We start from the raw sequence: 26,082 nt of genomic DNA, 5'->3' as shown, positions 1-26,082 counted from the left end.
TAAAGTTAAGTTTTAGTGACCTGTGTATTTGAAATTAAATGATTGCTTTTGCGTGTCAATAAAAAACCAAACAAGACAACAAAAACATACATAAAAATGGTGTATACGCCTGCAGGAATGGCAATGGTTGGATTGGACAGCACAGATAAGGCGATGGTAATCGAGATCGCCGTGTTATGAATGCCAATTTCAAAGGTACAGGCCCGTGCTTGTCGTTCTGGAATATTGGCCATTTGGGTAATGATGTAACCCAGTAATAAACTGCTGAAACAAAAGATACCTGTGGCTAGACCGACATCTGCAAAATAAAGCACGACATTGCTTTTTTCTCTGAACAGCGCATAGATAAATATAAAGAAGATGAAAAAAATCGAGATCAAGCGCATTGGGCGCGTGAGCTGGTAAGCCAAAGATGGCGCTATGTGGCGCAGCAGCATGCCTACACAGACGGGGATGAAAATAATGAGAAAAACTTGCGCAATTTTATCAACAGGCATGCCAATGGTTTTGGTGTCTCCTAAAAAGTAGAGGATGGATAGATTCACAATAAAAGGCAGGGTAAAACTGCAGATAATAGAGTTTAGAGCGGTGAGTGTAATGTTTAGAGCCACATCGCCTTTATAAATATAGCTGAATAAATTTGCAGTGGGTCCACCGGGGGATGCGGCCAAAAGCATCATGCCGACTGCAAGTAAGGGCGGCAGATTCAGGATCTTGCAGATTAGAAAGGCAATACCGACCAGTACGACCAGCTGTGTAAACAGGGCTAAGAAAATTGCCTTGGGGTGGCGGCCTACACGTAAGAAATCATTGATTGAAAGTTCTAAGCCTAGGCCCATCATCATGAGGGCTAAAGTTATAGGCAAGAATAAAGCAAATAACCCCGAATCCATGGAATATCCCTTTTTTGTTTTTGTCCTTGGTTTTCATTGGAGTGTAACGGAGTTTGCTGAATTGGCAATAAATAAAAGCGGGTGAAAATTAAAGTTTTTCATCCGCTATTTGAAGTGGTTATCATTTGATGGTGAATAATAGATAAACGGTTATTTAGGCCGTGGAGGGGTAAAGCCCAGTGCACATTTTCCTTTAACTTCTGTTCCGTTGATGGTTGCTGTAGCCGCGCCTGAATTGCCTGAACAGGCAGTATATAATTCTGCCTCATCGCCTTTTACTGCAGCATTTTTTCCAGAAGCAAAGAATTGAGGTTCACAAGTCCCATTCCAGATAATTCCTCTGTAGGCGAAACTGATTTGATCGCCTTGAGTTTTGCCTTTACAGACTTGCTGATACTTTTGCGCGCTATACACTGTTTCGACTTTATCATTTGCAGAAGCTGCAAATGGCGCTAAACATAAACCGCATAGAATTGATGATAAAATAATATTCTTATTCATAATGACCATCCTTATGGTTTTACGCAGAATCAAGTTACAGCATAAAAAATAGACAGAATAAAACAACATGGATCAGGTAATTTTTACCTTAAAAATGTTTCAATTTGATGTGTTCTGCAGCATTAGATAACAAAGCCTTTTCAAGGTATTGATCTGAATAGGGCGTCAGTGCCAGTAAATCACAATATAATTGACCGATTCACTCAACTTATGTGCGAAATTTTGCTATAATCCTTGGTCATCAATTTTTTAATTCTTCCAATACCACTATGCATTATCCTAAAGTTTACGATGTCATTGTTATCGGCGGCGGTCACGCTGGTACCGAAGCGGCTCTTGCAGCGGCGCGCATGGGGCGACAGACATTGCTTCTTACTCATAATATTGAGACTTTGGGCCAAATGAGCTGCAACCCGGCGATTGGCGGTATTGGTAAATCTCATTTGGTGCGTGAAATTGATGCCTTGGGCGGCGCTATGGCGTTGGCTGCAGATAAAGGCGGTATTCAATTCCGTATTTTGAACTCACGTAAAGGCGCTGCAGTGCGTGCTACGCGCGCGCAAGCTGACCGTGTGCGCTTTAAAGCAGCTATTCGTGAAACCTTGGAAAACCAAGCGAACTTGGATATTTTTCAGCAAGCAGCAGACGACCTGATTGTTGAAGGCGATACCGTTAAAGGCGTGGTTACGCAAATGGGTGTGCGCTTTGATGCAAAAACTGTTGTTTTGACAACGGGTACGTTTTTGGGCGGCGTGATTCACATTGGCCTAAATAATGCTTCTGGCGGCCGTGCTGGTGATCCTCCTTCAATTTCATTGGCTGCGCGCCTGCGTGAATTGAACTTGCCTGTGGGCCGTTTAAAAACGGGTACACCGCCGCGTATTGATGCGCGTTCAGTAGATTTCTCTGTAATGACACCACAGCCGGGTGATTTCCCATCTCCGACCATGTCGTTTATGGGTGATGCATCTATGCATCCAGAGCAGGTGAATTGCTATATCACGCATACCAATGAACGCACACATGATATTATTCGCGGCGGCTTAGACCGTTCACCAATGTATACAGGTGTGATTGAGGGTGTTGGTCCGCGTTACTGCCCATCCATTGAAGATAAGATTCATAAATTTGCAGATAAAGATTCGCATCAAGTATTCCTAGAGCCAGAAGGTTTGGATACACATGAGCTTTATCCAAATGGTATTTCTACTTCATTACCATTTGATGTTCAGTTTGAATTGGTTCGCTCAATCCGCGGTATGGAAAATGCGCATATTTTGCGTCCAGGCTATGCAATTGAGTACGACTACTTCAACCCGCAATCGTTGAAATTCTCTTTAGAAACCAAATCGATTAATAACCTGTATTTTGCAGGTCAAATTAACGGTACGACTGGTTATGAAGAGGCGGGTGCGCAAGGCTTGCTTGCTGGTCTAAATGCTGCCCGCCGTGCATGGGATCAAGAGCAATGGACACCTAAGCGTGATGAAGCGTACATGGGTGTATTGGTTGACGACTTAATTACATTAGGTACTAAAGAACCGTACCGTATGTTTACCTCACGTGCGGAATACCGTTTGATGCTGCGTGAAGACAATGCGGATCAGCGTTTAACTGCAATTGGCCGTGAAATGGGTCTGGTAGATGATGCGCGTTGGGATTCATTCTGCCAAAAAATGGAAGCGGTAGAAACTGAAAAAGGCCGTTTACAGCATTTGTGGGCTGCTCCAAACAACCCATTAGGCAAAAAATTCGTTGAAATGACAGGTGATGACTTGTCTAAAGAAACCAATGCGATTGATTTGCTTAAACGTCCAAATATCAATTTCTCGCAAATTGCTGAATTGACTGGTTCAGAAGTTTCAGCTTTTGTTGGTGAGCAAATTGAGATTGCTGTGAAATATGCGGGTTATATTAACCGTCAGCAAGAAGACGTTGCGCAAATGAAGCGTTTGGAAGATACACGTATTCCAGAAGACTTTAATTATGATGTGGTTTCAGGTCTGTCTCGTGAAATTACCTTAAAGCTGAATAATGTGCGTCCAGAAACGCTTGCTCAGGCAAGCCGTATTCCGGGTGTAACACCAGCGGCAGTTCAATTAGTGATGATTACGATTCGTAAGAATAACCAAGCGAAAAAATCTGCTTAATATTTAAAGTTTTATAGAGAAATCCCGCTTGATGCGGGATTTTTTTTGCCTATTATTAGGGGATTAGAATAAATATCGAGAAAAAGATGATTTTGCATTATGCAACTGGGGAAGAGATTCGTGCGAATGATGTCGTAATTTGCTTGAATCAAAGTGGAGAGTTCTATCAATTTGACCAGCCTATATTGAAAGTTTGGGAAGTTGCTAAAACCAATGATGGCGAAGTAGTCGGGGTTAATTTAATGCCGCTTTCTGCAGAATCGCCGATGTTGATGCTCAGAGCGTTGAAACGGCCAAATGAACCAGAAGTAACTTCTGAACCTGTACCAATGAAAGATGTACCGGGTTTATATTCGATAACTCGATGGTTCTTGCCTTTGTGTAATGTATCTAAGAACTTAGGTCTTGTTGAAAGAATTGAGGCTTTTGAGGGATGGCAATCAGGGCATGGGGAATTGATTGCGCGGAGGATTCAACAAAAAGCAGATCAATATCGTGGAATTTATCAATACTGCTTGGCTGATAAAGCATATCAACAGCGAGAATTTCAAACTTATATTGATTTATTGCGTAAGTCTGCGCAGTCAGGCTATACCCCAGCAATGTGCCAATTGGGACAGCAGCTGTTTATTGGCGGTATATTAAATAAAAGTTTGGAGGGCAGTTTTAAGTGGTATCGAGAAGCTGTTGCTAAAAAAGACAGTATTGCTCTGTACCAGTTAGCCGGCTGTTATGCGCGCGGTCATGGCGTTGAGCAAGATTTAGAGCAAAGTTTGCAACTGCTTGAGCAATCTTCATCTCAAGGCTGTTGGGCTGCTACTTTAGGGTTGGCGGGATATTACCGATTTGGTGCTTTAAAATGTTTTTTGGTGCATCCTTCTTATCCTAATTATGACGTAGTTAAAGAGCATGTCATTCATCCAGCTAAAGCATTATATCTTTATCATCGAATTGCCAGTCAAGCACCTGAAACTGAAAAAGCAGTATTGGCAAATACATATTATCATTTGGCTTGGATGTATCAGGATGGTATTGGTACTGCTCAAGATTATGAAAAAAGTGTTTTTTGGTACCAAAAGTCAGCAGATTTAGGCAATCCAGTTGCCACAAACAATTTAGCGGATAAGTATGAACATGGCTTGGGTGTGCCTCAGGATCTGGATATGGCAATTGCTCTGTATCAAGAAGTTTCAGGTCAAATTATTGCGGCAGATTTGAGTTTGGGGCGGATGTATGTTGAAGGTCGAGGCTTAGAGCAAGATTTTGAAAAAGCAAAAGCACATTTAAATATCGTTATTAATTCTCGTATTGACGGTATTGCTGAAATGCAGGCAGAGGCGATGAGTTTGTTGGCCGCTTTTGATATTGATAATCCATTTCAAAAAGCTAAGGAAGTTTTGAAAAATCCGAAGAACTATACTATTGAGCAAATTGGCGAGCAGGCGCATAAAATTAGCCAATATTTGCAAAATAAAGACATGCCAGAAGCGCAAAATTTGTTTTTTAATCTGTACCAGCTGCAAGCAAATAAGGGGAGCCGAAGTGCACAGTACCAACTGGGCTATTGGCATTTAAAGGGCTTCTATACAGACATTAATTATGAAGAGGCCGCCTATTGGATTCAAAAGGCCGTAGACCAAAAAGATGAGTATGCAGAAGCTAAAATTGGTTATATGTATGAGAAGGGATTATATTTTAATAAAGATTTAAATATCGCGAAAAAATGGTATGAACGTTCGTTTCGTAGGCCGTTAAGTGATATTTGGCTTGCCTATACCACGGGAAGTATTGAACTTCGGGATTTATATGAAAATGAACGTGAGGCTTTAGAAGGCTTGATTCGAATTGAGACACAAAGATCTAAAGTGAGTAAATGGAAATTTTGGCTCAAATGATCGGAAAATATTGAAACGATTGCTTTTGGCTATGATTATATAGCTGTAAACTTTTATAAACTTAAACTATTGTAAAATATAAATTAAATATAAAATTAAGATTTAAAATGTATTGATATGCTAACTTATATGTATAAGTGAATGCGCTTTTAAGGTGAAGCAGTTGGCTTAATCCGACCATTGTAGTGGTGTTTATTACAAACAATTACAATGAAAATAAACGATCAGACAGCATGTGGCAGTCTGCTGTACTACGGATGGAGTTAGATCATGGCACAAGTACAAACTGGGAAAATGCAAAAATTTTTAACGGTATTTTTGTGTTTCTGGGTCGCATTCTTTGAAGGTTTTGATCTTCAAGCGCCTGGAATCGCGGCAAAAGGAATCGCAGCGACATTTTCATTAGATCAAGTTCAAATGGGCTATGTATTCAGCCTAGGTGTATTTGGCATGCTGTTCGGCGCATTTTTTGGCGGCCGTGTGGCAGATTATTTAGGGCAAAAGAAAGTCCTCATGCTTTCGATTGCTATTTTTGGCGTGTTTATGTCTTTAACGGCTTTGGCGCCAAGTGTTGAAGTGCTTTACATTGCACGATTCTTTACTGGTCTGGGTTTAGGCGCTGCAATGCCAACCATGATTTCAGTAGTCGGTGATGAAGCAACAGAAGCAAACCGAGGTAAGCTTAATAGTTTGATGTACTGCGGTTTGCCGGTAGGCGCAATCTTTGTTGCGGGCCTGGCAATCATCTTTAAAGATATTTCTTGGCATACCTTATTTTTAATCGGCGGTTTAACGCCTTTAGTATTAATACCTTTCATGGCGGTAATCTTAAAAGATAAGCGCAAGGAAAAAGTAGAATCGGCACCAGCGGAAGCTGTTCCGCCAATGGCGCAAATATTGTTTGCGGAAAATCGCTACAAATATACATTGCCATTATGGGTAAGCTTCTTCTTTACGCTGATGGTGAACTACATCCTGATCAGCTGGTTGCCAAACTTGCTTATGGAGCAAGGCTTGGAAAAACCTCAAGCATTTATGATTATGCTGATTTTCCAAGTAGGCGCGGTGATTGGTACACTTGGTTTGGGTTACTTGCTGGATCGATTGAAGCTGTGGCAAATGGCTGTGATTATCTATACAGGTCTATTTATTGCCGTACTCATTCTATTTACGACAAAATCGATTCCACTATTGATCTTTGCAGGCTTGATTGGCGGTATTTTCTCTACAGGCGGTCAATCTATTCTTTACGGCATCTCACCAATTTTCTATAGCCCAGCGGGTAAAGTAACGGGTGTAGGCAGTGCAATTTCACTGGGCCGTTTAGGCGCAATGACAGGTCCATTGCTGACAGGTAAAATTTTGGCGCTAGGCTTGGGAACAACCGGTATTTTGATTGCAAGTGCGCCAGGGATTGTATTGTCAGCTATTGCTGTAGCAGCGCTATCCGCTTATAAGGCCAGCAAAAAATAAATATAGCAATATTTATGGATTAAAAAAGGAAGCTTGGGCTTCCTTTTTTATTTAGAAATTGTACTAAAACGTGTTTAGACAGTAGGGTGTGTTCAGCTGATTTTGTTAAACTGAACTGTCTTTTTATGATTGTGAAGTTATGTCTTATCAATTGGTTCAGCTAGAGATACAAGCAACGGATAATATTCAGTGCCCGCACTGCCAGCAGCAGGTCATTGATTGGGCTGAAGAGCAGTATGTGCAGCCTTGTGAGCATACGCTATTTATTGCGATGGATATTGGATTTGAATACATCACAGATGAGTTTGAACAAAGCATGCGCCGTACTGTAGATGATTTGCATGCCAATGATGATCAAGTGAATGTATTTGCCGAGCTGGCAGCTGCGACTTATCCAGAGTTTATGATTTATCAGTCTGATCTGGGAATTGAAGGCTATTCGCGCTATATCGGTTTTACGGCTTAACTGCTCGTTAGTAGGTGTGTGTATTGTTGCTATCAGTTTCATGCCAATAAAAAAGCCCCATGAAGGGGCTTTTTTATTGCGGCTCAATTATCCTTCTATTTCTTCTTCTACATCATCTTCGGCGCTATCTAGCCCCAGTTCTTTAAGTTTGCGGGTTAATGTGTTGCGTCCCCAGCCTAAAAGTTCTGCTGCATGGCGTTTACGGCCGCGAGTTTGCTGTAAAGCGGCATTAATTAAAGTGCGTTCAAACATTGGCGTGGCAATGTCCAAAATCTTCATTTCACCATTTTTCAGCTTTTGCACAGCCCATTGGCCCAGCATTTCATCCCAATGGTGGATAGAAATGCGGTCTATGCTATTTGGTGAAAGAGATGCTTCACCACTTTGATGAATTGGAATCTGTTTTAATTCAGATGGCAAATCTTCAGGATACACTTCGCGGCCAGTAATCATGACAGTCAGCCAGCGGCAGGTATTTTCCAGCTGACGCACGTTGCCTTGCCAAGGCAGTTTTTGCATATATTCCTGCGTTTCTGGGCGTAAGATTTTAGGGCTGACGCCTAATTCTTTACCGGCGCGTGCCAAGAAATGCTGTGCAAGCATTGGAATGTCTTCACTGCGGTGCGCAAGTTTAGGAATGTGAATGCGGATTACGTTTAGACGGTGATATAAGTCTTCACGGAAGCGGCCTTCATGTACCAGCTTTTCTAAATCCTGATGCGTTGCTGCCACAATACGTACATCGACCTTAACGGGAATATGTCCGCCTACACGGTAGAACTCGCCATCGGCCAAAACGCGCAGTAAGCGTGTTTGAGTTTCAAATGGCATGTCGCCAATTTCATCCAAAAACAGTGTGCCGCCATTGGCTTGTTCAAAACGGCCTTGGCGCTGAGTATTGGCGCCTGTAAATGCGCCTTTCTCGTGACCAAAAAGCTCGGTTTCAATTAAGTCTTTAGGAATGGCTGCCATGTTGAGGGCAATAAATGGCTTGCTGCTGCGCGGAGAGTGGCGGTGCAGAGCATGCGCCACCAGTTCTTTACCTGTGCCAGATTCACCGTTAATTAAAACAGTAATATGCGATTGTGAAAGACGGCCAATGGCGCGGAATACTTCCTGCATGGCAGGAGATTCGCCGATAATTTCTGTAGATTGAATTGGCGGAGCGCTTTTTGCTGATTCCTGCTGCTGCAGTTTAGCAATGTGCAGAATGGCACGGTTCACCAGTGCCAGTGCTTCATCAATATCAAAAGGTTTAGGCAGGTATTCAAATGCGCCAGTTTGGTAGCTGGAAACTGCAGACTCTAAATCTGAATGCGCAGTCATAATAATCACAGGCAAATCTGGATAATTGGCTTTCACTTTAGCTAAAAAGGTTAAGCCATCTATACCCGGCATACGGATGTCTGTCAAAATTACATCAGGAGCATCTGTACTCAGCTGATCAAGCGCAGATTGGGCTTCCTCAAAACTGGTGACATCAAAACCTTCTTCTTTGAATGTTTTTTCCAGCACCCATCTCATGGCGCGGTCATCATCAATTACCCATATTTTATTTCGCGACATGGTCTCACTCCCAAGGTAAATATAAGCTAAATACTGTTTTTCCTGGAACAGATTGGCATTCAATCATTCCATTGTGTTGATGCATAATATTTTGCGCAATGCTCAAGCCGAGTCCTGTTCCTTTAGCGCGGCCTGTCACAAGCGGATAGAATACAGATTCTAAAATTTCTTCCGGCACACCTGGGCCATTGTCTTCAATGTCAATGCGAACAGCTGAACGCTTCAGCACGCCATTAATGGTCACGAGGCGCTGAATACGGGTTCTTAACGTTAACTCAGGCTGATGCTCGGTAAAAAACTCTTTATTTTCGGTCATGGCCTGAACTGCATTGACGCTGATGTTGAGCATGACTTGAATCAGCTGATCACGGTCTGCAAGGACATCTGGCAATGACAAGTCATAATCACGGGTAATCTTAATTTTCTTTTTGGTTTGATTGACAATCAGAGAGCGCACGCGCTCTAAAGGGTCATGAACATTGACAGGTTCGTAGCTTGGCAGCTGGCGTGAGCCGAGCATGGTATCTGCAAGGTTTCGAAGGCGGTCAACTTCACTGATAATAATGTCGGTGAATTCGCTGTATTTCGGATCATTGAGGCTGCGGGCTAAAAGCTGTGTTGCGCCGCGGATGCCGCCAAGCGGATTTTTAATTTCATGCGCTACACCGCGGATCAATTGACGGGCAACTTGGTGCTGCTGAATGAGATTTTCTTCTTTGGAAATTTTCAGCATACGGTCAATTTGGTTCAGCTCAATCAGCAGCAGCGGGTGATAAGGCTTGCCTGAATTCAGCTGAGACGCTGTATAGTCCACATGGATGTCTTTAAAGTTAACATTAATTGTGGCTTCACGGCGGGTATAGTGCTGACCTGAGTACAGGGTGTTTTTCAGCGCTTCTTCGGTGTTGAATTCATCGCTATGTATATGCAGCAGATTTAATACAGGCATTCCCGATGCGCGCAGCAAACTAATGTCAAACAATGCCTCGCAGGCAGAATTCAAATAAAAAATATTCAGATCACTATCTACCAGTAAAATAGCTGTGGTCATATTGTCGACCAGCAGGCGGTAATCGATAGTTATTGGATGATCCATTAGCGGTGGTTTCCTGTATTAAAATAGCGCAATGGCATCTTCATAATCGGTCTATATGGATGTATTCGGACAGATATGAAGCAAAATACACGCCAACTATTGTGGATGTGATTAAATTTTGGTGCTTTTTTGAGTTAATGCGCTGAAATTGGACTTATACCTAGAGATATAGCGGATTCTGAATGAGCTGTAAATAAATAATGAACCAAAATGGTGCGATATAGTCTATGCGTATAAATTTATGGCTTTATTTTAGTGCGTGATGCAAAGAGTGGTGATTCCACCTGTTTTTATGGTACGAAAAGACATACAATACGCGGATTATAGTGGAGCGCAGATTCATGAAATCCCCCAAAGTCGGTTTTGTTTCTTTAGGTTGTCCTAAGGCATTGGTAGATTCCGAACGAATTTTAACTCAGTTAAAGACTGAAGGTTATGATGTCGCATCAGATTATGACGGTGCTGATTTAGTTGTTGTAAATACCTGTGGTTTTATTGAATCTGCAGTACAAGAGTCATTAGACGCAATTGGCGAAGCAATGAGCGCCAATGGCCGCGTGATTGTCACCGGCTGTCTAGGTAAAGACGAAGACAAAATCCGTCAAATGCATCCAAATGTTTTAAAAGTAACGGGTGCTGCGGCTTATCAAGAAGTGATGGAAGCTGTACACGAGTACGTTCCAGAACCGCCAAAACACAATCCTTTTATTGATTTAGTGCCAGAACAGGGTATCCGTCTGACACCGAAGCACTATGCGTACTTGAAAATTTCGGAAGGCTGCAACCATCGTTGCACATTCTGCATTATTCCAAGCATGCGCGGTGACTTGGTGTCTCGTCCTGTTGGTTCTGTACTGAGTGAAGCGCAAGCATTGAAAAATGCGGGTGTAAAAGAAGTATTGGTTATTTCTCAAGATACTTCTGCATATGGTGTAGATACCAAATACAAGCTTGATTTCTGGAATGGACAGCCTGTCAAAACTAAATTCTTTGACATGTGTGAGGCTTTAGGTCAATTGGGTATCTGGGTGCGCCTGCATTATGTTTATCCATATCCGCATGTGGATGCTGTTATTGATTTAATGGCGCAAGGCAAAGTACTTCCATATTTAGACATTCCTTTTCAGCACGCCAGTCCGCGCATCTTAAAATTGATGAAGCGACCAGCTCACAGCGAAAATACGCTTGAACGTCTAAAATTATGGCGCGAAAAATGCCCTGAATTGGTTATTCGCTCTACATTTGTGGTTGGTTTCCCAGGCGAAACGGACGAAGACTTCCAAATGCTTTTAGACTGGCTGAAAGAAGCTGATTTGGATCGCGTTGGCTGCTTTACCTATTCACCTGTAGAAGGCGCTACAGCAAATGATCTTCCGAATCATGTGCCAGAAGAGATCAAGCAAGAACGTTATGAGCGCTTCATGGAAGTGCAGCAAGCGATTTCTGCAGCGAAACTGCAAAAGCGGATTGGTCAAACCATGACGGTGCTGGTGGATGGTCTTGAAGACGAATTCCTAGTTGCAGTCGCCCGCTCTTATGCGGATGCGCCAGAAATTGATGGCAACGTCTTTGTAGAAGATATTGATAAATCGCTGATTAAGGCAGGTGATTTATTAGAGGTTGAAATTACAGATGCTGATGAATACGACTTGTTTGCCAAGTTGATTCAAATTAAATCTGCTTAAGGGCAGATTTTTTAAAGTCAAAATGTATAAAAATTAAATAGATGAATTGGAGTGATGACAATGCTAGATTCTAGAAAACCGCGTTATGAACGCATTTTGCTGAAACTTTCAGGTGAAGCGCTTGCAGGCAACAAAGAAATGGGTATCGATGCGCAAGTACTCGATCAAATGTCTTTGGCTATTGCTCACTTGGTTGGTTTAGGTGTTCAAGTTGGTATCGTGGTTGGCGGCGGTAACTTATACCGCGGCAGTCAATTGCAGAAAGATGGTCTAGTTGGCCGTGTAACTGGTGACCAAATGGGTATGCTGGCAACTGTAATGAACGGTTTGGCTTTGCGTGATGCTTTGGTTCGCCGCAACATCAAAACACGTTTGATGTCTGCATTGCCGATTGGCGCTGTTGTAGAGTCTTATTCTAGCCGCGATGCAATCCGTCATTTGACTCAAGGTGAAGTTTGCGTATTTGTAGCAGGTACAGGTAATCCATTCTTTACTACAGATACAGCTGCATGCTTGCGCGGTATTGAGATCGAAGCGAACCTGATCTTAAAAGCGACTAAAGTTGATGGCGTATATAACAAAGATCCAAGCAAATACGAAGATGCTGTTAAATACGATACTTTGACCTTCGATCAAGTGCTTGATGAAAAATTAGGTGTAATGGATTTAACGGCGATTTGCTTATGCCGTGACCACAATGTACCGCTTCAAGTATTCGATATGAATAAAAACGGTTCATTGCTTTCAGTTATTATGGGTGAAAAAGAGGGAACTCACGTCACCAATTAATGACGTGAGCCTCAAAGCGCTTTATACTGCAAATAATTTTCAATTACATCTTTTCAAATTAAGTAAGGAAGATCACATGATTAACGATCTTAAAAAAGACGCTGAAGACCGTATGAATAAATCATTAGAGTCTTTGGAACATGGGTTTGCAAAGGTTCGTACAGGCCGTGCGCATCCATCAATCCTTAACGGTGTTATGGTTCCTTACTATGGTTCTGACGTTCCTTTAAACCAAGTGGCTAACGTAGGTGTTGAAGATTCACGCACTTTATTGGTTCAGCCGTTTGAGCGTACAATGGTTGCTGCAATTGACAAAGCCATTCGTGAATCTGATTTGGGCTTAAACCCAATCACTGCTGATGCTATCCGTGTTCCAATGGCAGCATTAACTGAAGAAACACGTAAAGACATGCAAAAAGTTGCACGTAACGAAGCTGAAAACGCAAAAGTTGCGATCCGTAACATTCGCCGTGATGTATTGGGTGATATCAAAGCATTGTTGAAAGAGAAAGAAATTTCTGAAGATGATGAACGCCGTGCAGGTGATGACATTCAAAAGATCACAGATAAGTTTGTTGCAGAAGTTGAGAAGCGTTTAGCTGTGAAAGAAGCTGAATTGCTGAAGGTCTAAGTTTGAATGACCTCTGCTGAAGAAACTTCCTGTCTTCCAAAACATGTTGCCATCATCATGGATGGCAACAATCGTTTTGCAAAAAAGAATCAAATGCAAAAGGGTGATGGGCACCGTGAAGGGAAAAATGTCCTAGACCCAATTGTAGAGCATTGCCGTTTTCATCATATTCAAGCATTAACTGTATTTGCCTTTTCAAGTGAAAACTGGAATCGTCCTCAATTTGAAGTCGATTTGCTGATGAAACTGCTTGAAGAAACCATTCGTGAGCAATTACCGCGTATGGAAAAATTCAATATTGCTTTGCGTTTTATTGGTGACCGCTCGCGTTTATCTCCTGAACTGCGTGATTTAATGCAGCAGGCAGAAGATAATACCGCTCAATTCACCAGCATGACCCTGACGATAGCAATCAGTTATGGCGGAATGTGGGATATGGCGCAGGCTGCAAAGAAAATTGCTGCTGATGTGCAAAATAAAAAAATACAGCTTGATGCGGTAGATATTGACTTATTTGGTCAATATGTCAGCTTAAGTGATCTGCCGGCTGTGGATTTGTTAATCCGTACAGGCGGAGATTTTCGGCTTTCCAATTTTCTGTTATGGCAGGCGGCTTATGCTGAACTGTATTTTACAGAAACATTGTGGCCTGAGTTTAGCATTGAAGAATTAGATGATGCTTTTGCGGTTTTTGCTGGACGCGAACGCCGTTTTGGTAAAACATCAGAACAAATTCAACAAGATCAACTTGAGAATTAATAAATGTTAGAGCGGATTATTACCGCATTGGTTTTGGTTGCAGTCGTACTGAGTTGTATGTTTGCTACACATTCACATTATCCAATGTATACGCTGATGATGGTTGCTGCTGGGGTAGCTGGGTATGAGTGGTATAAACTCATGCCTAAACAGACATCTAATGTAATCAAACCAATAGCTTGGGGCTTTGGCTTAATTACTGCTGGTCTTTCAGCACTGGCATTGCGTTACAGCGATTTTGCACTTTTGCTTTGGACGGCATCAATATTCACTTGGATTTTGAGTGTGTATTGGGTGAAGTCTTATCCTGATTATGATGCTTGGTATAACAACTCTCTAAAATTTATTGGTTTAATACTTGTTTCTGCCACTGTTACCGCTATTTTCTCTGTATGGCAAAGCTCGCCTTGGTGGCTCATGTATTTGTTCCTCTTGGTATGGGGTGCAGACAGCGGTGCTTACTTTGTAGGGCGTAAATTCGGCAAGAAAAAGCTCGCGCCTGATGTTAGTCCAAACAAATCTGTCGAAGGCTTATATGGCGGTATTGCAACTGCAATGATCATTGTTATTGTGGTTGAAGTTCTATATTTGAACTTAAGCCTTGCAGAACATATTTTATTTCTGATTCTTTCTGTTGTTACTGTGTTTAGTTCAGTGCTGGGCGATCTGTTTGAATCTATGATTAAACGTCGCGCAGGAATTAAAGATTCAGGTCGTATTTTACCGGGTCATGGCGGTGTATTAGACCGTATCGATTCATTACTGGCTGCAGCGCCAATCTTTGCAGCGGGCATGTATGTTTTAAAATTAATAGGTGTAGATTTATAGATGTCACAGTCTGTTTGCATATTGGGTGTTACGGGTTCTATTGGTCAAAGTACCTTAAAAATATTAGATAACCACCCAGAAGAGTATTCCGTTTTTGCAGTTACAGCGCATAGCAGAATTGTAGAATTGGTAGAAATTTGCAAGCAATACCGACCGAAAATCGCTGTTGTGCCATCACATAAAGTTGATGAGCTGCATCAGCTATTGATTCAAGAAAAATTAACACAGATTGAAATTCTGCACGGTGAAGCAGGTTTAATTGCTGTGGCTGAGCATCCGCAGGTGGATGTGGTGATGGCTGCAATTGTTGGTGCGGCTGGCTTAATGCCTACTTTGGCTGCAGTAAAAGCTGGCAAACGGGTATTGCTTGCGAATAAAGAAGCGTTAGTGATGTCTGGTGACATCATGATGCAGGCAGCGAAAGATCACCATGCTGCGCTATTGCCTGTAGATTCAGAGCACAATGCAATATTTCAGTGTCTTCCAGAAGGCTATTTTCAAGCAGAGCGCAATGGTCAGCCTAAAATGGGTGTGTCCGGTATTTTGCTGACAGCATCTGGCGGACCGTTCCTGAATCATACGCTGGAACAGCTGCAGCGTGTTACACCAGTGCAAGCTTGCAAACATCCTAACTGGTCTATGGGGCAAAAAATTTCAGTTGATTCGGCTACTTTGATGAATAAAGGGCTGGAATTGATTGAAGCGTGCCATCTCTTTGCAATTTCAGAACATTTTGTAACAGTTGTAGTTCATCCGCAGAGTATCATTCATTCCATGGTTCAATATGTGGATGGTTCAACTTTGGCGCAAATGGGAAATCCTGACATGTGTACGCCAATCGCGCACGCTTTGGCATGGCCAAAGCGTATTGCAACGCATGTTCCGCCATTGGATTTGTTTACACATTCTAGCCTGAATTTTCAAGAGCCGGATACGGCTCGTTTCCCTGCATTAAAACTTGCACGTCAAGCAATGCAGGCAGGCGGATTGGCGCCAGCAATTTTAAATGCAGCGAATGAAATAGCAGTTGCGGCTTTCTTGAGTAATCAGCTAGGATTTACTCAGATTCCGCAAATTGTAGAGCAGACGCTGAATCGAATAGAAAATGCCTCGGCGGGCAGTATTGACGTTATTATGCAGGCAGATCAGCAGGCGCGAACAATCGCAGAGCAGTTTGTAATGAATAAAGGAAGCTAAAATCATGAATGCCTTGTTTATTATACTTGCGGCAATATTCTTATTGGGTCCGCTTATTGCGATACATGAGTTTGGACACTATATTGTTGCGCGTAAACTTGGCGTTAAGGTTCTGGTGTATTCCATCGGTTTTGGGCCAACCCTGCTGAAATGGACGTCCAAAAAGTCGGGTATTCAATATCAATTGTCTGCACTGCCTTTAGGCGGCTACGTGAAAATGCTGGATGAGCGTGAAGGTGATGTGCCTGAAAAGGATCTACCTTATGCGTTTAACCGGCAAAACCCATGGAAGCGTATTGCAATTGTGGCTGCTGGACCGCTGATTAATTTGGCATTTGCTGTGGTGCTGTTCTGGATTTTAATGCTTCCAGCACAAGAGCAGCTGAATACGCGTGTGGGTAAGGTGCTTCCAGATACACCAGCCGCAACGGTGCACATGCAGGCGGGTGATAAAATTACCGCAATTAACGGCATGCAGGTGTCTACATGGGAGAAGCTGAATTACGCTTTAGTTGACCGTGCTGGTGAAACTGGAACAATTGCAGTTGCTGCGGACCGCGCAGGCCAAGTCCAAAATTTTAATTTACCAATACAAAATTTCTTAAAAGATCAATCTCAATCACCATTAGAAGCTTTAGGATTTATTCCATATCGTCCGCGTTTGCCTGCTGTTATCACCAAGCTAAGTGAAGATGGCGCGGCGATTCGTCAGGGCATGAAGGCGGGTGATAAAATTGTTGCGATTAATGGCGTTAAAATGAACGAGTGGTTTGATGTTGTGCAAGTTGTGCAAGCATCGCCGGAAAAACTGCTAAAGATTGATGTTTTAAGAAATAACCAAGTTGTTCAGCTTGAAGTGATGCCGCAAGGCAAACAAGATAACATAGGTAAAGTAACGGGCGTGCTGGGTGTACAAAGTGATCCTGGCAAAGTTACGATTCCTGCTGAATATAGACAGACGATTCAATATACATCTGTAGAAGCCTTTACAATGGCTGTAGATAAAACTGGTCAGCTTTCCAGTATGATTCTCAACTCTATTGTAAAAATGGTCCGCGGTTTAATTGGTTTGGATAACTTATCTGGTCCAATTACGATTGCAAAAGTTGCAGGCCAAAGCGCAGAAATGGGCTGGCAAACATTTATATCTTTTATGGCGCTAATGAGCGTAAGCTTAGGGATATTAAATTTATTGCCAATTCCAATGCTTGATGGTGGACATTTGGTGTACTATTTCGTCGAACTAATTCGTGGTAAACCTGTTTCTGAACAAATACAATTGGTTGGGCTAAAAATTGGTATGGTACTGCTTGGCAGCATGATGCTGCTGGCACTTTTTAATGATTTTATGCGTTTATAAAACTGCGTAGAAGATGGAATAAATTAACAGCGGAACAGACTGGCATGCAGCACACACATTTATTTATGCCTTTGGCACTGGTTAGTGCTATGGCAGCGGCACAACAAGTATACGCGGCAGATGATTTTATCGTACAAGATGTAAAAATAGAGGGTTTAGTCCGTCTAGCGCCAGAAAATGTATACGGTATGCTGCCGATTACTAGTGGTGACCGTGTTAATGACCCAGTCATTGCCAATGCTATTCGTACTTTATATGCTACGGGCTTGTTTGATGATATTAAAACAGCACAAGACGGCAACACTTTAATTTTTAAAGTTGTAGAACGTCCAGTTATTTCTAAAATTGAAATGAAAGGCAATAAGCTCATTCCAAAAGAGGCGCTTGAAGAAGGCCTGAAAAAAATGGGATTGGCTGAAGGTGAGGTTTTAAAACAGTCTGCATTGCAGGTTGTTGAAACTGAGCTTGAGCAGCAGTACATGCAGCAAGGCCGTTACGATGCGGATGTAACGGTAACAACGACACCAAAACCAAATAACCGTGTAGATTTGCTCATTGAATTTGCAGAAGGTAAATCTGCTAAAGTTTTTGATATTAATGTTATTGGTAATACTGTTTTTAAAGACAGTGAAATTAAGCAGGCCTTTGCGGTAAAAGAAAGCGGCTGGAGTTCGGTTATTTCGCGCAATGACCGCTATGCTCGCGAAAAGATGGCAGCAAGTTTAGAAGCACTTCGCGCTATGTATCTGAACAAAGGTTATATTAATTTCAATATCGTTAATTCTAGCCTGAACTTAAGTGAAGATAAAAAACATGTCTTTATTGAAGTGTCTGTAGATGAAGGCGAACAGTTTAAGTTTGGTCAAACTAAATTCTTAGGCGATGCACTTTATAGCACTGATGAGTTGAAGCCTTTACAGATTTATAAAGACAATGATCTATATTCACAAGAAAAAGTGAATGCCGTAAAACAGCTGATGCTTCGTAAATATGGTAATGCAGGTTACTACTTCGCAGAAGTAAACGTAGTGCCTGAAATTAACAATGAAACTAAAATTGTTGATTTAAATTACTACATTAATCCAGGTCAGCAAGTGACTGTGCGCCGCATTAACTTTACCGGCAACTCTAAAACGGCCGATGAAGTTTTACGCCGCGAAATGCGTCAAATGGAAGGCTCTTTAGCAAGCAATGAAAAAATTGATTTGTCTAAGGTGCGTTTAGAGCGTACAGGTTTCTTCAAAACTGTAGATATTAAGCCTGCGCGTATTCCGAGTTCACCAGACCAAATTGACTTGAATGTAAATGTTGAAGAGCAGCATTCGGGCACCAGTACTTTGGCTGTTGGCTTCTCTCAAAGCGGCGGTGTGACATTCCAGGCTGGTTTAAGTCAAACCAACTTTTTGGGTACAGGCAACTCAGTATCAGTCGATTTATCTCGTTCTGAGACACAAGATTACTATAACCTGAGCGTAACGGATCCGTACTTTACGATTGATGGTGTACGCCGCGGTTATAACATGTACTACCGTAAAACTAAGCTAGATAACGACTATAACGTTAATAACTATGTCACTGACAGTTTGGGCGGCGGGATTAACTTTGGTTATCCAATTGATGAAAACCAAAGCATTAGTGCCGGTTTAAACATTGATCAAACCAAGGTAACGACTGGCCCGTATGTATCTACTTACGTACGCGATTATTTGCTTGCAAACAGTGGTAAAGCAACAGGTAAAGGTTCTTATTGTCCTGCTGATTCTGCTGGTAATGCGCAAAATACAGTTCCTGTGTATGGTGCTGATGGCACAACGATCGTATCTTATAGCTGTGCAGTTCCTGAAGTAACTTATGACAATGCCTTTGAAGGTGATTTCTTAACGTATAATTTGAACTTGGGTTGGTCGTATAACACCCTAAACCGCCCAGTTTTCCCTACAAGTGGTATGTCTCATCGAATTAATGGTGAGATTGCTTTACCGGGCAGTGATGTTGAGTATCAAAAACTCACTTATGATGCTCAGGCATATTTCCCATTGGGTAAAGACTTCGTACTTCGCGGATATGGTAAGTTAGGATATGGTAATGATTTGCCATTCTATAAAAACTTCTATGCAGGCGGTTTTGGTTCTGTGCGCGGTTATGACAATAGTACTTTAGGTCCAAGATATCCTGGCGTAACGTATAGTGAAACGAATACTAGAGATTATGATCCTGAAGAAGTGGGCGGTAATGCGCTAATTCAATTTGGTGCGGAAATTGCGTTGCCATTGCCATTTAAGGGTGATTGGACACGACAAGTTCGTCCAGTATTATTTGCTGAGGGTGCTCAAGTATTTGACACTCAATGTGATATTCCTAAAGGCACATTGTATTTGAATTCGGCTAGTACTGCTGTTGATGCCAAGAAATACTGTAAAGACAACTTTGGCTTCGATATGAATAATATGCGCTATAGTGTTGGCGCAGGCTTCACTTGGATTACGATGATTGGTCCATTATCTTTAAGCTATGCATTCCCGTTGAATGATAAAGCTGGTGATGAAACTAAAGAAATCCAGTTTGAAATTGGCCGTACTTTCTAAGTACGGCTTTTGCCTAGTTGATCTTTAAAAATCAATATTCATACAATGAAGGAATAATATGAAAAAGATTTTTGGCGGTACAGCCTTATTGGCTCTTATGAGTATTTCTGCTGCTCATGCAGCTGGCTATGGCGTTGTAGATTTAGAAAAAATTGTTGAGCAAAGTGCCTATATTAAGCAGCAAAACAACAGTATGCAGCAGCAAATTCAGCCTCAAACTGCAAAAATTGAAAGTTTGACTAAAGAGCTCGAAGCATTGCAGCAGCGTGCGCAGCAGGGTGCAAAACTTGCTGATGCTGAAAAAGCTAAAATGACGCAGCAATATCAAACGAAATTGCAGGAATTGAATGCGTTGCAACAAAAAGTGCAGGGTACAGTCGAAAGCAATATTCAGGCCTTGAATAAGACGATGGACTCAAGAATTAAGCAAGCTGCTGAGCAATTGCGTAAAGAAAATGGTCTTGATGTTGTTTTGAATAAAAATTCAGCGCTTGCCTATGACCCTAAATATGATTTAACTGATAAAATGATTCAAAAGGTTAATGCAATCAAATAATCAATGAATCATCAAAATTTCAGCTTAGAAAAACTCGCTCATCTTGTCCAAGGTGAGTGTGTTGGTCAGCAGGATCTTCTGCTGTCTGGTTTGGCCAGTCTTGAAAATGCTGCACCGCAGCATTTAGCTTTTGTAAATGCTGAAAAATATATTGATTTGGCGGAGCAAACAAAAGCCAGTGCCTTAATTGTTACGCCAGCTTTAAAAGATAAAATTCAAACGAAACAAAATTTCATTGTTGTAGCAAATCCGTATTTAGCCTTCGCTATTCTGACCCATGTATTTGAGCGTAAACAGACTCAAACAGGTATAGAAATTACGGCTCAAATTGATCCTTCCGCTATTATTTCTGATTCTGCTTATATTGGCCATTATGCGGTCATTGGCGCGCACTGCGTGGTAGGTGATGAAACGATTATTCAATCGCACTGCAAAATTGATGATGATGTAGAAATTGGCAAGCAATGCTTTATTGATTCGCATGTAGTAATCACAGGGCAATCTAAATTAGGTGACAGAGTTCGCATACACGCGAATACTGTTGTAGGCGGAGAGGGCTTTGGCTTTGCGCCCTATCAAGGCAAATGGCACCGGATTGCTCAACTGGGTTCAGTGCAGATTGGCAATGATGTGCGCATCGGGTCAAATTGCAGCATAGACCGAGGCGCTTTAGACGACACAATTTTAGAAGATGGTGTTATTCTTGATAACCTTGTGCAAATTGCTCACAATGTTAAGGTTGGCGCAAATACAGCCATGGCTGCAAAGTGCGGCATTGCAGGCAGTACGACTATTGGCAAAAACTGTATCCTTGCAGGCGCGGTAGGCGTCGTTGGACATATTAAAATTGCAGATAATGTGCAAATTACCGGTATGTCAATGGTCACAAAAAGTATTTCTGAAGCGGGTAGCTATTCGTCAGGTACGCCCATGCTGGAAACGCATCAGTGGAAACGCGCGGCAATCCGCTTTAAACAATTAGCAGATGTGCCATTGACCCAATTGATGAAAAAACTTGATCATATGCAGTCTCAAGTAGAGTCCCTTGAATCAACTTTTAAATTGCGTAAATGATTATGATGACTGAGTCTAATACTCCTGCATTCACAAAGCCTGAACTGCCAATGCAAATTCAAACTATTCGTGAATATTTGCCGCACCGCTACCCGTTTTTGCTTGTAGACCGTGTAACAGATATTACGGATTCAGGAATTGTGGGCTACAAAAATGTCTCAATGAATGAGGAATTTTTGCAAGGGCATTTCCCGGGTTTTCCAATTATGCCAGGTGTGCTGATTGTTGAAGCGATGGCGCAAATTTCAGGCATTCTTGGCTTTGTAATGAACAATCAGAAGCCGTCGAGTGATAAAATATTCTTATTCGCAGGCGCAGAACGCGTTCGTTTTAAAAAGCAGGTTGTGCCTGGTGACCAGCTTGTTTTAAAATCTGAGCTCGTGATGCAAAAGCGCGGCATTTATAAATACAGCTGTATTGCTACAGTTGATGGAATTGTTGCTGCTACTGCGGAAATTATGATTACGCAACAGAAAACAGAGCAAGCATGAGTAATAACGAATTTATTCACCCAACCGCTATTATTGACTCATCTGCAGTAATTGCGCCAGATGTACAGATTGGCCCATATTCAATCATTGGCCCAAATGTGACTATTGGCGCTGGTACCAAACTTCACTCACATGTGGTGGTTGGCGGATTTACTAAAATTGGTCAAAATAACGAAATTTTTCAGTTTGCCAGCGTAGGTGAAGTCTGTCAGGACTTGAAATATGCAGGTGAAGAAACTTGGCTGGAAATTGGTGATCATAATTCGATTCGTGAACATTGCAGCCTGCACCGCGGTACAGTACAAGACCAAGGCTTAACCAAAGTGGGCAGTCATAACCTGCTTATGGTGAATACGCATATTGCACACGACTGTATGGTCGGTGATCACAATATTTTTGCAAACAATGTTGGTGTTGCAGGTCATGTTCACATTGGCGATTACGTCATTGTTGGCGGTAACTCTGGTATTCACCAATTTTGTAAAATTGATTCATACAGCATGATTGGCGGCGCTTCATTGATTTTGAAGGATGTTCCTGCTTATGTCATGGTGTCTGGCAATCCAGCGCATGCATTTGCAATGAATGTGGAAGGTATGCGTCGTAAAGGCTGGTCTAAGAGTGTGATTCAAGGTCTTAGAGATTCGTTTAAACTCATCTATAAATCGGGTTTAACGACAGAAGAGGCTTTACAGCGTATTCGTTCAGAAATTTTGCCTGAAGTTGCTGAGGCGCAATTGCTGATTGATTCAGTTGAGCAGTCTAAACGCGGTATTGTGCGTTAATTTTATCGTTGCAATACAGTTTAAAAAAACCGCCTTTCGGCGGTTTTTTTGTGGTGAGAAAAAATGATCAGTTTTTGCTATTTAAAATATTTAGCTTCTTCGGACTGAGGGTATTTTTTTAAAAGCTGCTGCTTGTATTGAGTGGCTTGCGCAGTGTTGCGGTTCACATCCTTTGCCATGCTGTAAAGCTGGTACAGGGCGCGGGAAGCGCGTGATGAATTGGGGTAGTTGTTTGCGACGATACCGTAATTGCGTTTGGCTTCCGCATAATTGGTCGGCTCAATGGCTAAATTGAACTCTGCTAGCCAAAAGTGTGCATTGCTAATGTAAACACTATGAGGGTTGTTTTTAATAAAATTCTGCATTGGCGCAATGGCTTTTTTGGCGCCGCCTTGCTTATATGCATCGAGGGCAACAGTATAAGCCGCCTTATCCAACTCGGCTGTAGATGCAGGCTGTGCGCTTGCAGCATTTGTTTGAACAGCTGCAGCAGGTTTGGTTGCTGGTGCTGGCTGAACTGCAACGGCTGGCTTTACAGGAGCAGGTGGGGCAGTAACTGCGCCTTTTACTGCGGCAGGTTGGCTGCTGGTTCCGCTGGGTGCAGTACCTTGTTGATTATCCTCCGCAGCGCTGTCATCTTCTGTAGGATCGACTTTTTGTTGGAGCATTTCTAAGCGCTGATCTAAATCGGCATAGCGGTTGCTAAGTTCGCTCTTGAGCTGTTCAATGATGTTGTCTTGTTCTTCCATTTTGCCGCGCAGTGAGCGAATGTCATTTTCCAGCTGCTGATTTTTCTGCATCAGCTGCCAGTTTAAATTTGTTGATACAGGAGTATCGGCATTATTGCTTGCTGAATAAGCTGCAGGAGTGCTTGCGCTGCCTTGGCTTAATCCGCGTGCTTCGATGGGTACGTTTGCTAGAACTGGAGCAGAGCATAATAGGGCGATTGCGCCGAAGGCATGCTTATTTAGCATCATAAAATTTCCGTATCGCTTGCAGATATATCATTCAATTTTTGAAATGCATATCTTTGTCTAAATGAGATAGTCACATTAAAAACGTCAAAGATCTGAAATGCAATAAGCTTTTGCAAACTTGTTGTGTTTTAAGGTAAAGGCTAAGTGTTTATTTTTAAGCTAAAATGACCGCTTCATGTTGAATCTGCTGTATAAATAATCAAATGAATGAGCGACTTAGTTAAATTGGGCTTTTTGCCTTGCAAGTTCATAAAAAATCTCTATACTCTGTTCTTGCAATGGTAGCCCTGCTGGTTACTTCGCAATTATAATCTACGAACCCCGCCAGGACCGGAAGGTAGCAACGGTAGTAGACCTATGATGTGCCGAAGGCTTGCTGGCAGGGTTGCCACCAGTTTCTATACTAATAATAATCTCTATTCATCTTCTATTTTATCTATCTAATTTTACTCAAATTTAATTGCATATCACACTCATTCATCGTCACTTTCTTTTCTTGAAATTGCTTTGATAATTGCATCCATTTCAAATCCGCGATACATCAAAAATCGTATTTGCTTGGCTTTCATTTTTGGATCTTTGCTCACTTCAAATCCATATTTTTTAACTTTGAGTTGATAGGCTTGATCTACCCAGTCTGTTTCTTTTAATTCTTCTGCAATGAGTGCAGTATCAATTTTCTTACTCTTTAGCTTCATTTTAATTTGATTTGGGCCTTTGCCTTTACGCTTTTGGCTCGACAGCATAATTTCAGCAACGCGCTGGTCACTTTGATAATGCTGAGCTGCTAGTTCATCGACCAGTGCAATGACTTCATTGCGTGATTCTGCGTATAAAGCTAATTTTTCTATGAGCTCTGCTTTGGAATACTCTTTTCGAGTGAGTACGGCAAAGGCATACGAGCGCAAGCGAGAGCCATGCAGACCAGGCTTTTTATCTGCTACTGCCGCTTCAAAATTTAAAGCATTATCTTCTGGCTTGTATTGAGCTGCGTAATTATCTGCAGACGATGCTTCTTCATCGCCTACTTGTTCTTTGAGCGCTTGATAGTCTATGAGTTTTGGGAATTTTGAATCATTCATACTGCTGTTGCTTATATGGAAAAAACGCCCCGTAGGGCGTTTTAGTTTAACTTGAAAAAGCTATGCGGTCAGCTTTTTGAGTTTAAGTCTTTATGCATTAAGCAAAACACTTAAGCATCAAGGAAATCTGGTTCAGCTTCATCTTTCTCTTCGACTGGTACTGTACCCGTTGTCAGCAACTGTTCACGCAACAATTTCTCGATGGTTTGCGCCAGTTCAGTGTGTTCTTCTAGGTGGCGAATGGTGTTGTTTTTACCTTGACCAATTTTGTCGCCTTGGTATGAATACCATGCACCCGCTTTTTGCACGATTTCTTGCTGTACAGCGAGGTCAATCAATTCGCCTAAATGGTTCACGCCTTTACCATAAAGAATCTGGAAGATGGCTTCACGGAATGGAGGCGCCATTTTGTTCTTCACAACTTTAACTTTAGTTTCAGAACCAATAATTTCGTCGCCTTCTTTCACTTGACCAATACGGCGGATGTCCAAGCGAACAGATGCGTAGAATTTTAGCGCGTTACCGCCAGTTGTGGTTTCAGGACTGCCGAACATTACGCCAATCTTCATACGGATTTGGTTAATGAAGATGACCATGCAGTTCGAGCGTTTTGCATTACCGGTAATTTTACGTAATGCTTGGCTCATTAGGCGGGCTTGCAGGCCCATATGTGAGTCGCCCATTTCGCCTTCAATTTCTGCACGCGGTGTTAAAGCGGCGACAGAGTCGACAACGATCATATCAATTGCGCCTGAACGAACCAGCATGTCCGCAATTTCTAAAGCTTGCTCACCGTTATCAGGCTGAGAAACCAGAAGGTTATCAATATCTACACCCAATTTGCGGGCATATTGAGGATCAAGCGCGTGTTCCGCATCAATAAATGCGCAAGTGCCGCCAGATTTTTGACATTCTGCAATGGCTTGCAATGTCATGGTGGTTTTACCTGAAGATTCAGGACCGTAGATTTCTACAATACGGCCTTTTGGCAAACCGCCAATGCCTAGTGCAATATCTAAAGTTAAAGAACCAGTCGATACGGCTTCAACAGCTTGAACGGTGTTGTCACCAAGACGCATTACGGTGTTTTTACCAAATTGCTTTTCAATCTGGCTTAGGGCTGCGTTGAGCGCCTTGCTTTTATTATCATCCATCTTACAACCTCAATACGATGTCACAAACTATATACTCAAGTGGATGTGTATGCTTAAAACGAATTCCACGAGGTGTATAGTGACAGAAA

The 26,082-nt window shown here is 42.1% G+C and carries 23 protein-coding genes and 1 other RNA gene; 17 read left to right on the top strand and 7 right to left on the bottom strand.

Annotation, left to right across the window (positions count from 1 at the left end):
- Window positions 1-5: 5 nt before the first annotated feature.
- A complete protein-coding gene (locus B9T34_RS04390; protein ID WP_086211950.1) occupies window positions 6-893 on the bottom strand; it encodes a bile acid:sodium symporter family protein in 888 nt (295 codons plus the stop codon).
- Window positions 894-1,043: 150 nt separating this feature from the next.
- Window positions 1,044-1,394, bottom strand: coding sequence for a hypothetical protein (locus B9T34_RS04385; protein WP_086211949.1), 351 nt, complete (start codon window positions 1,392-1,394; stop codon window positions 1,044-1,046).
- A 269-nt stretch (window positions 1,395-1,663) separates the two neighbouring features.
- Here B9T34_RS04385 and mnmG point away from each other — a divergent pair, with 269 nt between their 5' ends.
- The 4 genes from mnmG to B9T34_RS04365 all read left to right on the top strand — a co-directional run bounded on the left by mnmG (window position 1,664) and on the right by B9T34_RS04365 (window position 7,378).
- The gene (gene mnmG / locus B9T34_RS04380; protein WP_086211948.1) at window positions 1,664-3,544 is read left to right on the top strand and encodes a tRNA uridine-5-carboxymethylaminomethyl(34) synthesis enzyme MnmG; all 1,881 of its coding nucleotides are present in this window, start codon (window positions 1,664-1,666) and stop codon (window positions 3,542-3,544) included.
- A gap of 86 nt (window positions 3,545-3,630) precedes the next feature.
- Window positions 3,631-5,439, top strand: a complete 1,809-nt coding sequence (locus B9T34_RS04375; RefSeq protein WP_086211947.1) for a tetratricopeptide repeat protein — start codon at window positions 3,631-3,633, stop codon at window positions 5,437-5,439.
- 270 nt (window positions 5,440-5,709) lie between these two features.
- Entirely contained in the window at window positions 5,710-6,912 is a 1,203-nt protein-coding gene (mhpT, locus tag B9T34_RS04370) for a 3-(3-hydroxy-phenyl)propionate transporter MhpT (RefSeq protein WP_086211946.1), read from the top strand.
- A gap of 139 nt (window positions 6,913-7,051) precedes the next feature.
- Complete coding sequence (locus B9T34_RS04365) at window positions 7,052-7,378, top strand: hypothetical protein (protein WP_086211945.1); 327 nt, start codon at window positions 7,052-7,054, stop codon at window positions 7,376-7,378.
- An 87-nt stretch (window positions 7,379-7,465) separates the two neighbouring features.
- Here B9T34_RS04365 and glnG read toward each other — a convergent pair whose 3' ends face one another.
- Window positions 7,466-8,944 carry a nitrogen regulation protein NR(I) gene (glnG, locus tag B9T34_RS04360; RefSeq protein WP_086211944.1) on the bottom strand — a complete coding sequence of 493 codons (1,479 nt, stop codon included), beginning with the start codon at window positions 8,942-8,944 and terminating at the stop codon, window positions 7,466-7,468.
- 4 nt (window positions 8,945-8,948) lie between these two features.
- Window positions 8,949-10,040 carry a nitrogen regulation protein NR(II) gene (gene glnL, locus B9T34_RS04355; protein WP_086211943.1) on the bottom strand — a complete coding sequence of 364 codons (1,092 nt, stop codon included), beginning with the start codon at window positions 10,038-10,040 and terminating at the stop codon, window positions 8,949-8,951.
- 341 nt (window positions 10,041-10,381) lie between these two features.
- On the opposite strand from glnL, the gene rimO reads away from it, so the two are divergent.
- The 12 genes from rimO to lpxA all read left to right on the top strand — a co-directional run bounded on the left by rimO (window position 10,382) and on the right by lpxA (window position 22,780).
- The gene (gene rimO / locus B9T34_RS04350) at window positions 10,382-11,725 is read left to right on the top strand and encodes a 30S ribosomal protein S12 methylthiotransferase RimO (RefSeq protein ID WP_086211942.1); all 1,344 of its coding nucleotides are present in this window, start codon (window positions 10,382-10,384) and stop codon (window positions 11,723-11,725) included.
- A gap of 60 nt (window positions 11,726-11,785) precedes the next feature.
- On the top strand, window positions 11,786-12,514 hold the full coding sequence (gene pyrH, locus B9T34_RS04345) for a UMP kinase (protein ID WP_086211941.1): 729 nt from the start codon (window positions 11,786-11,788) through the stop codon (window positions 12,512-12,514).
- Window positions 12,515-12,590: 76 nt separating this feature from the next.
- On the top strand, window positions 12,591-13,145 hold the full coding sequence (gene frr, locus B9T34_RS04340; protein WP_086211940.1) for a ribosome recycling factor: 555 nt from the start codon (window positions 12,591-12,593) through the stop codon (window positions 13,143-13,145).
- 6 nt (window positions 13,146-13,151) lie between these two features.
- Window positions 13,152-13,904 carry a polyprenyl diphosphate synthase gene (uppS, locus tag B9T34_RS04335; protein WP_086211939.1) on the top strand — a complete coding sequence of 251 codons (753 nt, stop codon included), beginning with the start codon at window positions 13,152-13,154 and terminating at the stop codon, window positions 13,902-13,904.
- Window positions 13,905-13,907: 3 nt separating this feature from the next.
- The gene (locus tag B9T34_RS04330; protein WP_086211938.1) at window positions 13,908-14,732 is read left to right on the top strand and encodes a phosphatidate cytidylyltransferase; all 825 of its coding nucleotides are present in this window, start codon (window positions 13,908-13,910) and stop codon (window positions 14,730-14,732) included.
- Window positions 14,733-15,929, top strand: a complete 1,197-nt coding sequence (gene ispC / locus B9T34_RS04325) for a 1-deoxy-D-xylulose-5-phosphate reductoisomerase (protein ID WP_086211937.1) — start codon at window positions 14,733-14,735, stop codon at window positions 15,927-15,929. It abuts the gene before it with no gap.
- Between the two features lie 4 nt (window positions 15,930-15,933).
- Window positions 15,934-17,289 carry an RIP metalloprotease RseP gene (rseP, locus tag B9T34_RS04320; RefSeq protein ID WP_086211936.1) on the top strand — a complete coding sequence of 452 codons (1,356 nt, stop codon included), beginning with the start codon at window positions 15,934-15,936 and terminating at the stop codon, window positions 17,287-17,289.
- Window positions 17,290-17,333: 44 nt separating this feature from the next.
- Entirely contained in the window at window positions 17,334-19,874 is a 2,541-nt protein-coding gene (gene bamA, locus B9T34_RS04315) for an outer membrane protein assembly factor BamA (protein WP_086211935.1), read from the top strand.
- Window positions 19,875-19,932: 58 nt separating this feature from the next.
- Window positions 19,933-20,430 (top strand): OmpH family outer membrane protein, encoded by a 498-nt coding sequence (locus tag B9T34_RS04310; RefSeq protein WP_086211934.1) that lies wholly within the window; start codon window positions 19,933-19,935, stop codon window positions 20,428-20,430.
- Between the two features lie 3 nt (window positions 20,431-20,433).
- Entirely contained in the window at window positions 20,434-21,504 is a 1,071-nt protein-coding gene (lpxD, locus tag B9T34_RS04305; protein ID WP_086211933.1) for a UDP-3-O-(3-hydroxymyristoyl)glucosamine N-acyltransferase, read from the top strand.
- Between the two features lie 5 nt (window positions 21,505-21,509).
- On the top strand, window positions 21,510-21,995 hold the full coding sequence (fabZ, locus tag B9T34_RS04300; RefSeq protein WP_086212059.1) for a 3-hydroxyacyl-ACP dehydratase FabZ: 486 nt from the start codon (window positions 21,510-21,512) through the stop codon (window positions 21,993-21,995).
- Window positions 21,992-22,780: an acyl-ACP--UDP-N-acetylglucosamine O-acyltransferase gene (gene lpxA, locus B9T34_RS04295; RefSeq protein ID WP_086211932.1), complete on the top strand. Its 789-nt coding sequence runs from the start codon at window positions 21,992-21,994 to the stop codon at window positions 22,778-22,780. The genes fabZ and lpxA overlap by 4 nt, the downstream gene beginning before the upstream one ends.
- A gap of 77 nt (window positions 22,781-22,857) precedes the next feature.
- On the opposite strand, the gene B9T34_RS04290 is transcribed toward lpxA, so the two are convergent.
- On the bottom strand, window positions 22,858-23,757 hold the full coding sequence (locus B9T34_RS04290; RefSeq protein WP_086211931.1) for a YbgF trimerization domain-containing protein: 900 nt from the start codon (window positions 23,755-23,757) through the stop codon (window positions 22,858-22,860).
- Window positions 23,758-24,045: 288 nt separating this feature from the next.
- Between B9T34_RS04290 and ffs the strand changes: the two genes are divergently transcribed.
- Window positions 24,046-24,142: signal recognition particle sRNA small type (gene ffs, locus B9T34_RS04285), an RNA gene on the top strand.
- Between the two features lie 88 nt (window positions 24,143-24,230).
- Here the strand turns inward: ffs and B9T34_RS04280 are convergent.
- Window positions 24,231-24,839, bottom strand: coding sequence for a regulatory protein RecX (locus B9T34_RS04280; RefSeq protein WP_086211930.1), 609 nt, complete (start codon window positions 24,837-24,839; stop codon window positions 24,231-24,233).
- Between the two features lie 110 nt (window positions 24,840-24,949).
- Window positions 24,950-25,993 (bottom strand): recombinase RecA, encoded by a 1,044-nt coding sequence (gene recA / locus B9T34_RS04275; protein ID WP_086211929.1) that lies wholly within the window; start codon window positions 25,991-25,993, stop codon window positions 24,950-24,952.
- Window positions 25,994-26,082: the final 89 nt, after the last annotated feature.

Source organism: Acinetobacter sp. ANC 3813 (assembly GCF_002135435.1).
Classification (GTDB): domain Bacteria; phylum Pseudomonadota; class Gammaproteobacteria; order Pseudomonadales; family Moraxellaceae; genus Acinetobacter.
The sequence above is the reverse complement of the archived record's forward strand: the minus strand, read 5'-3'. Positions and strand labels throughout refer to the sequence as shown.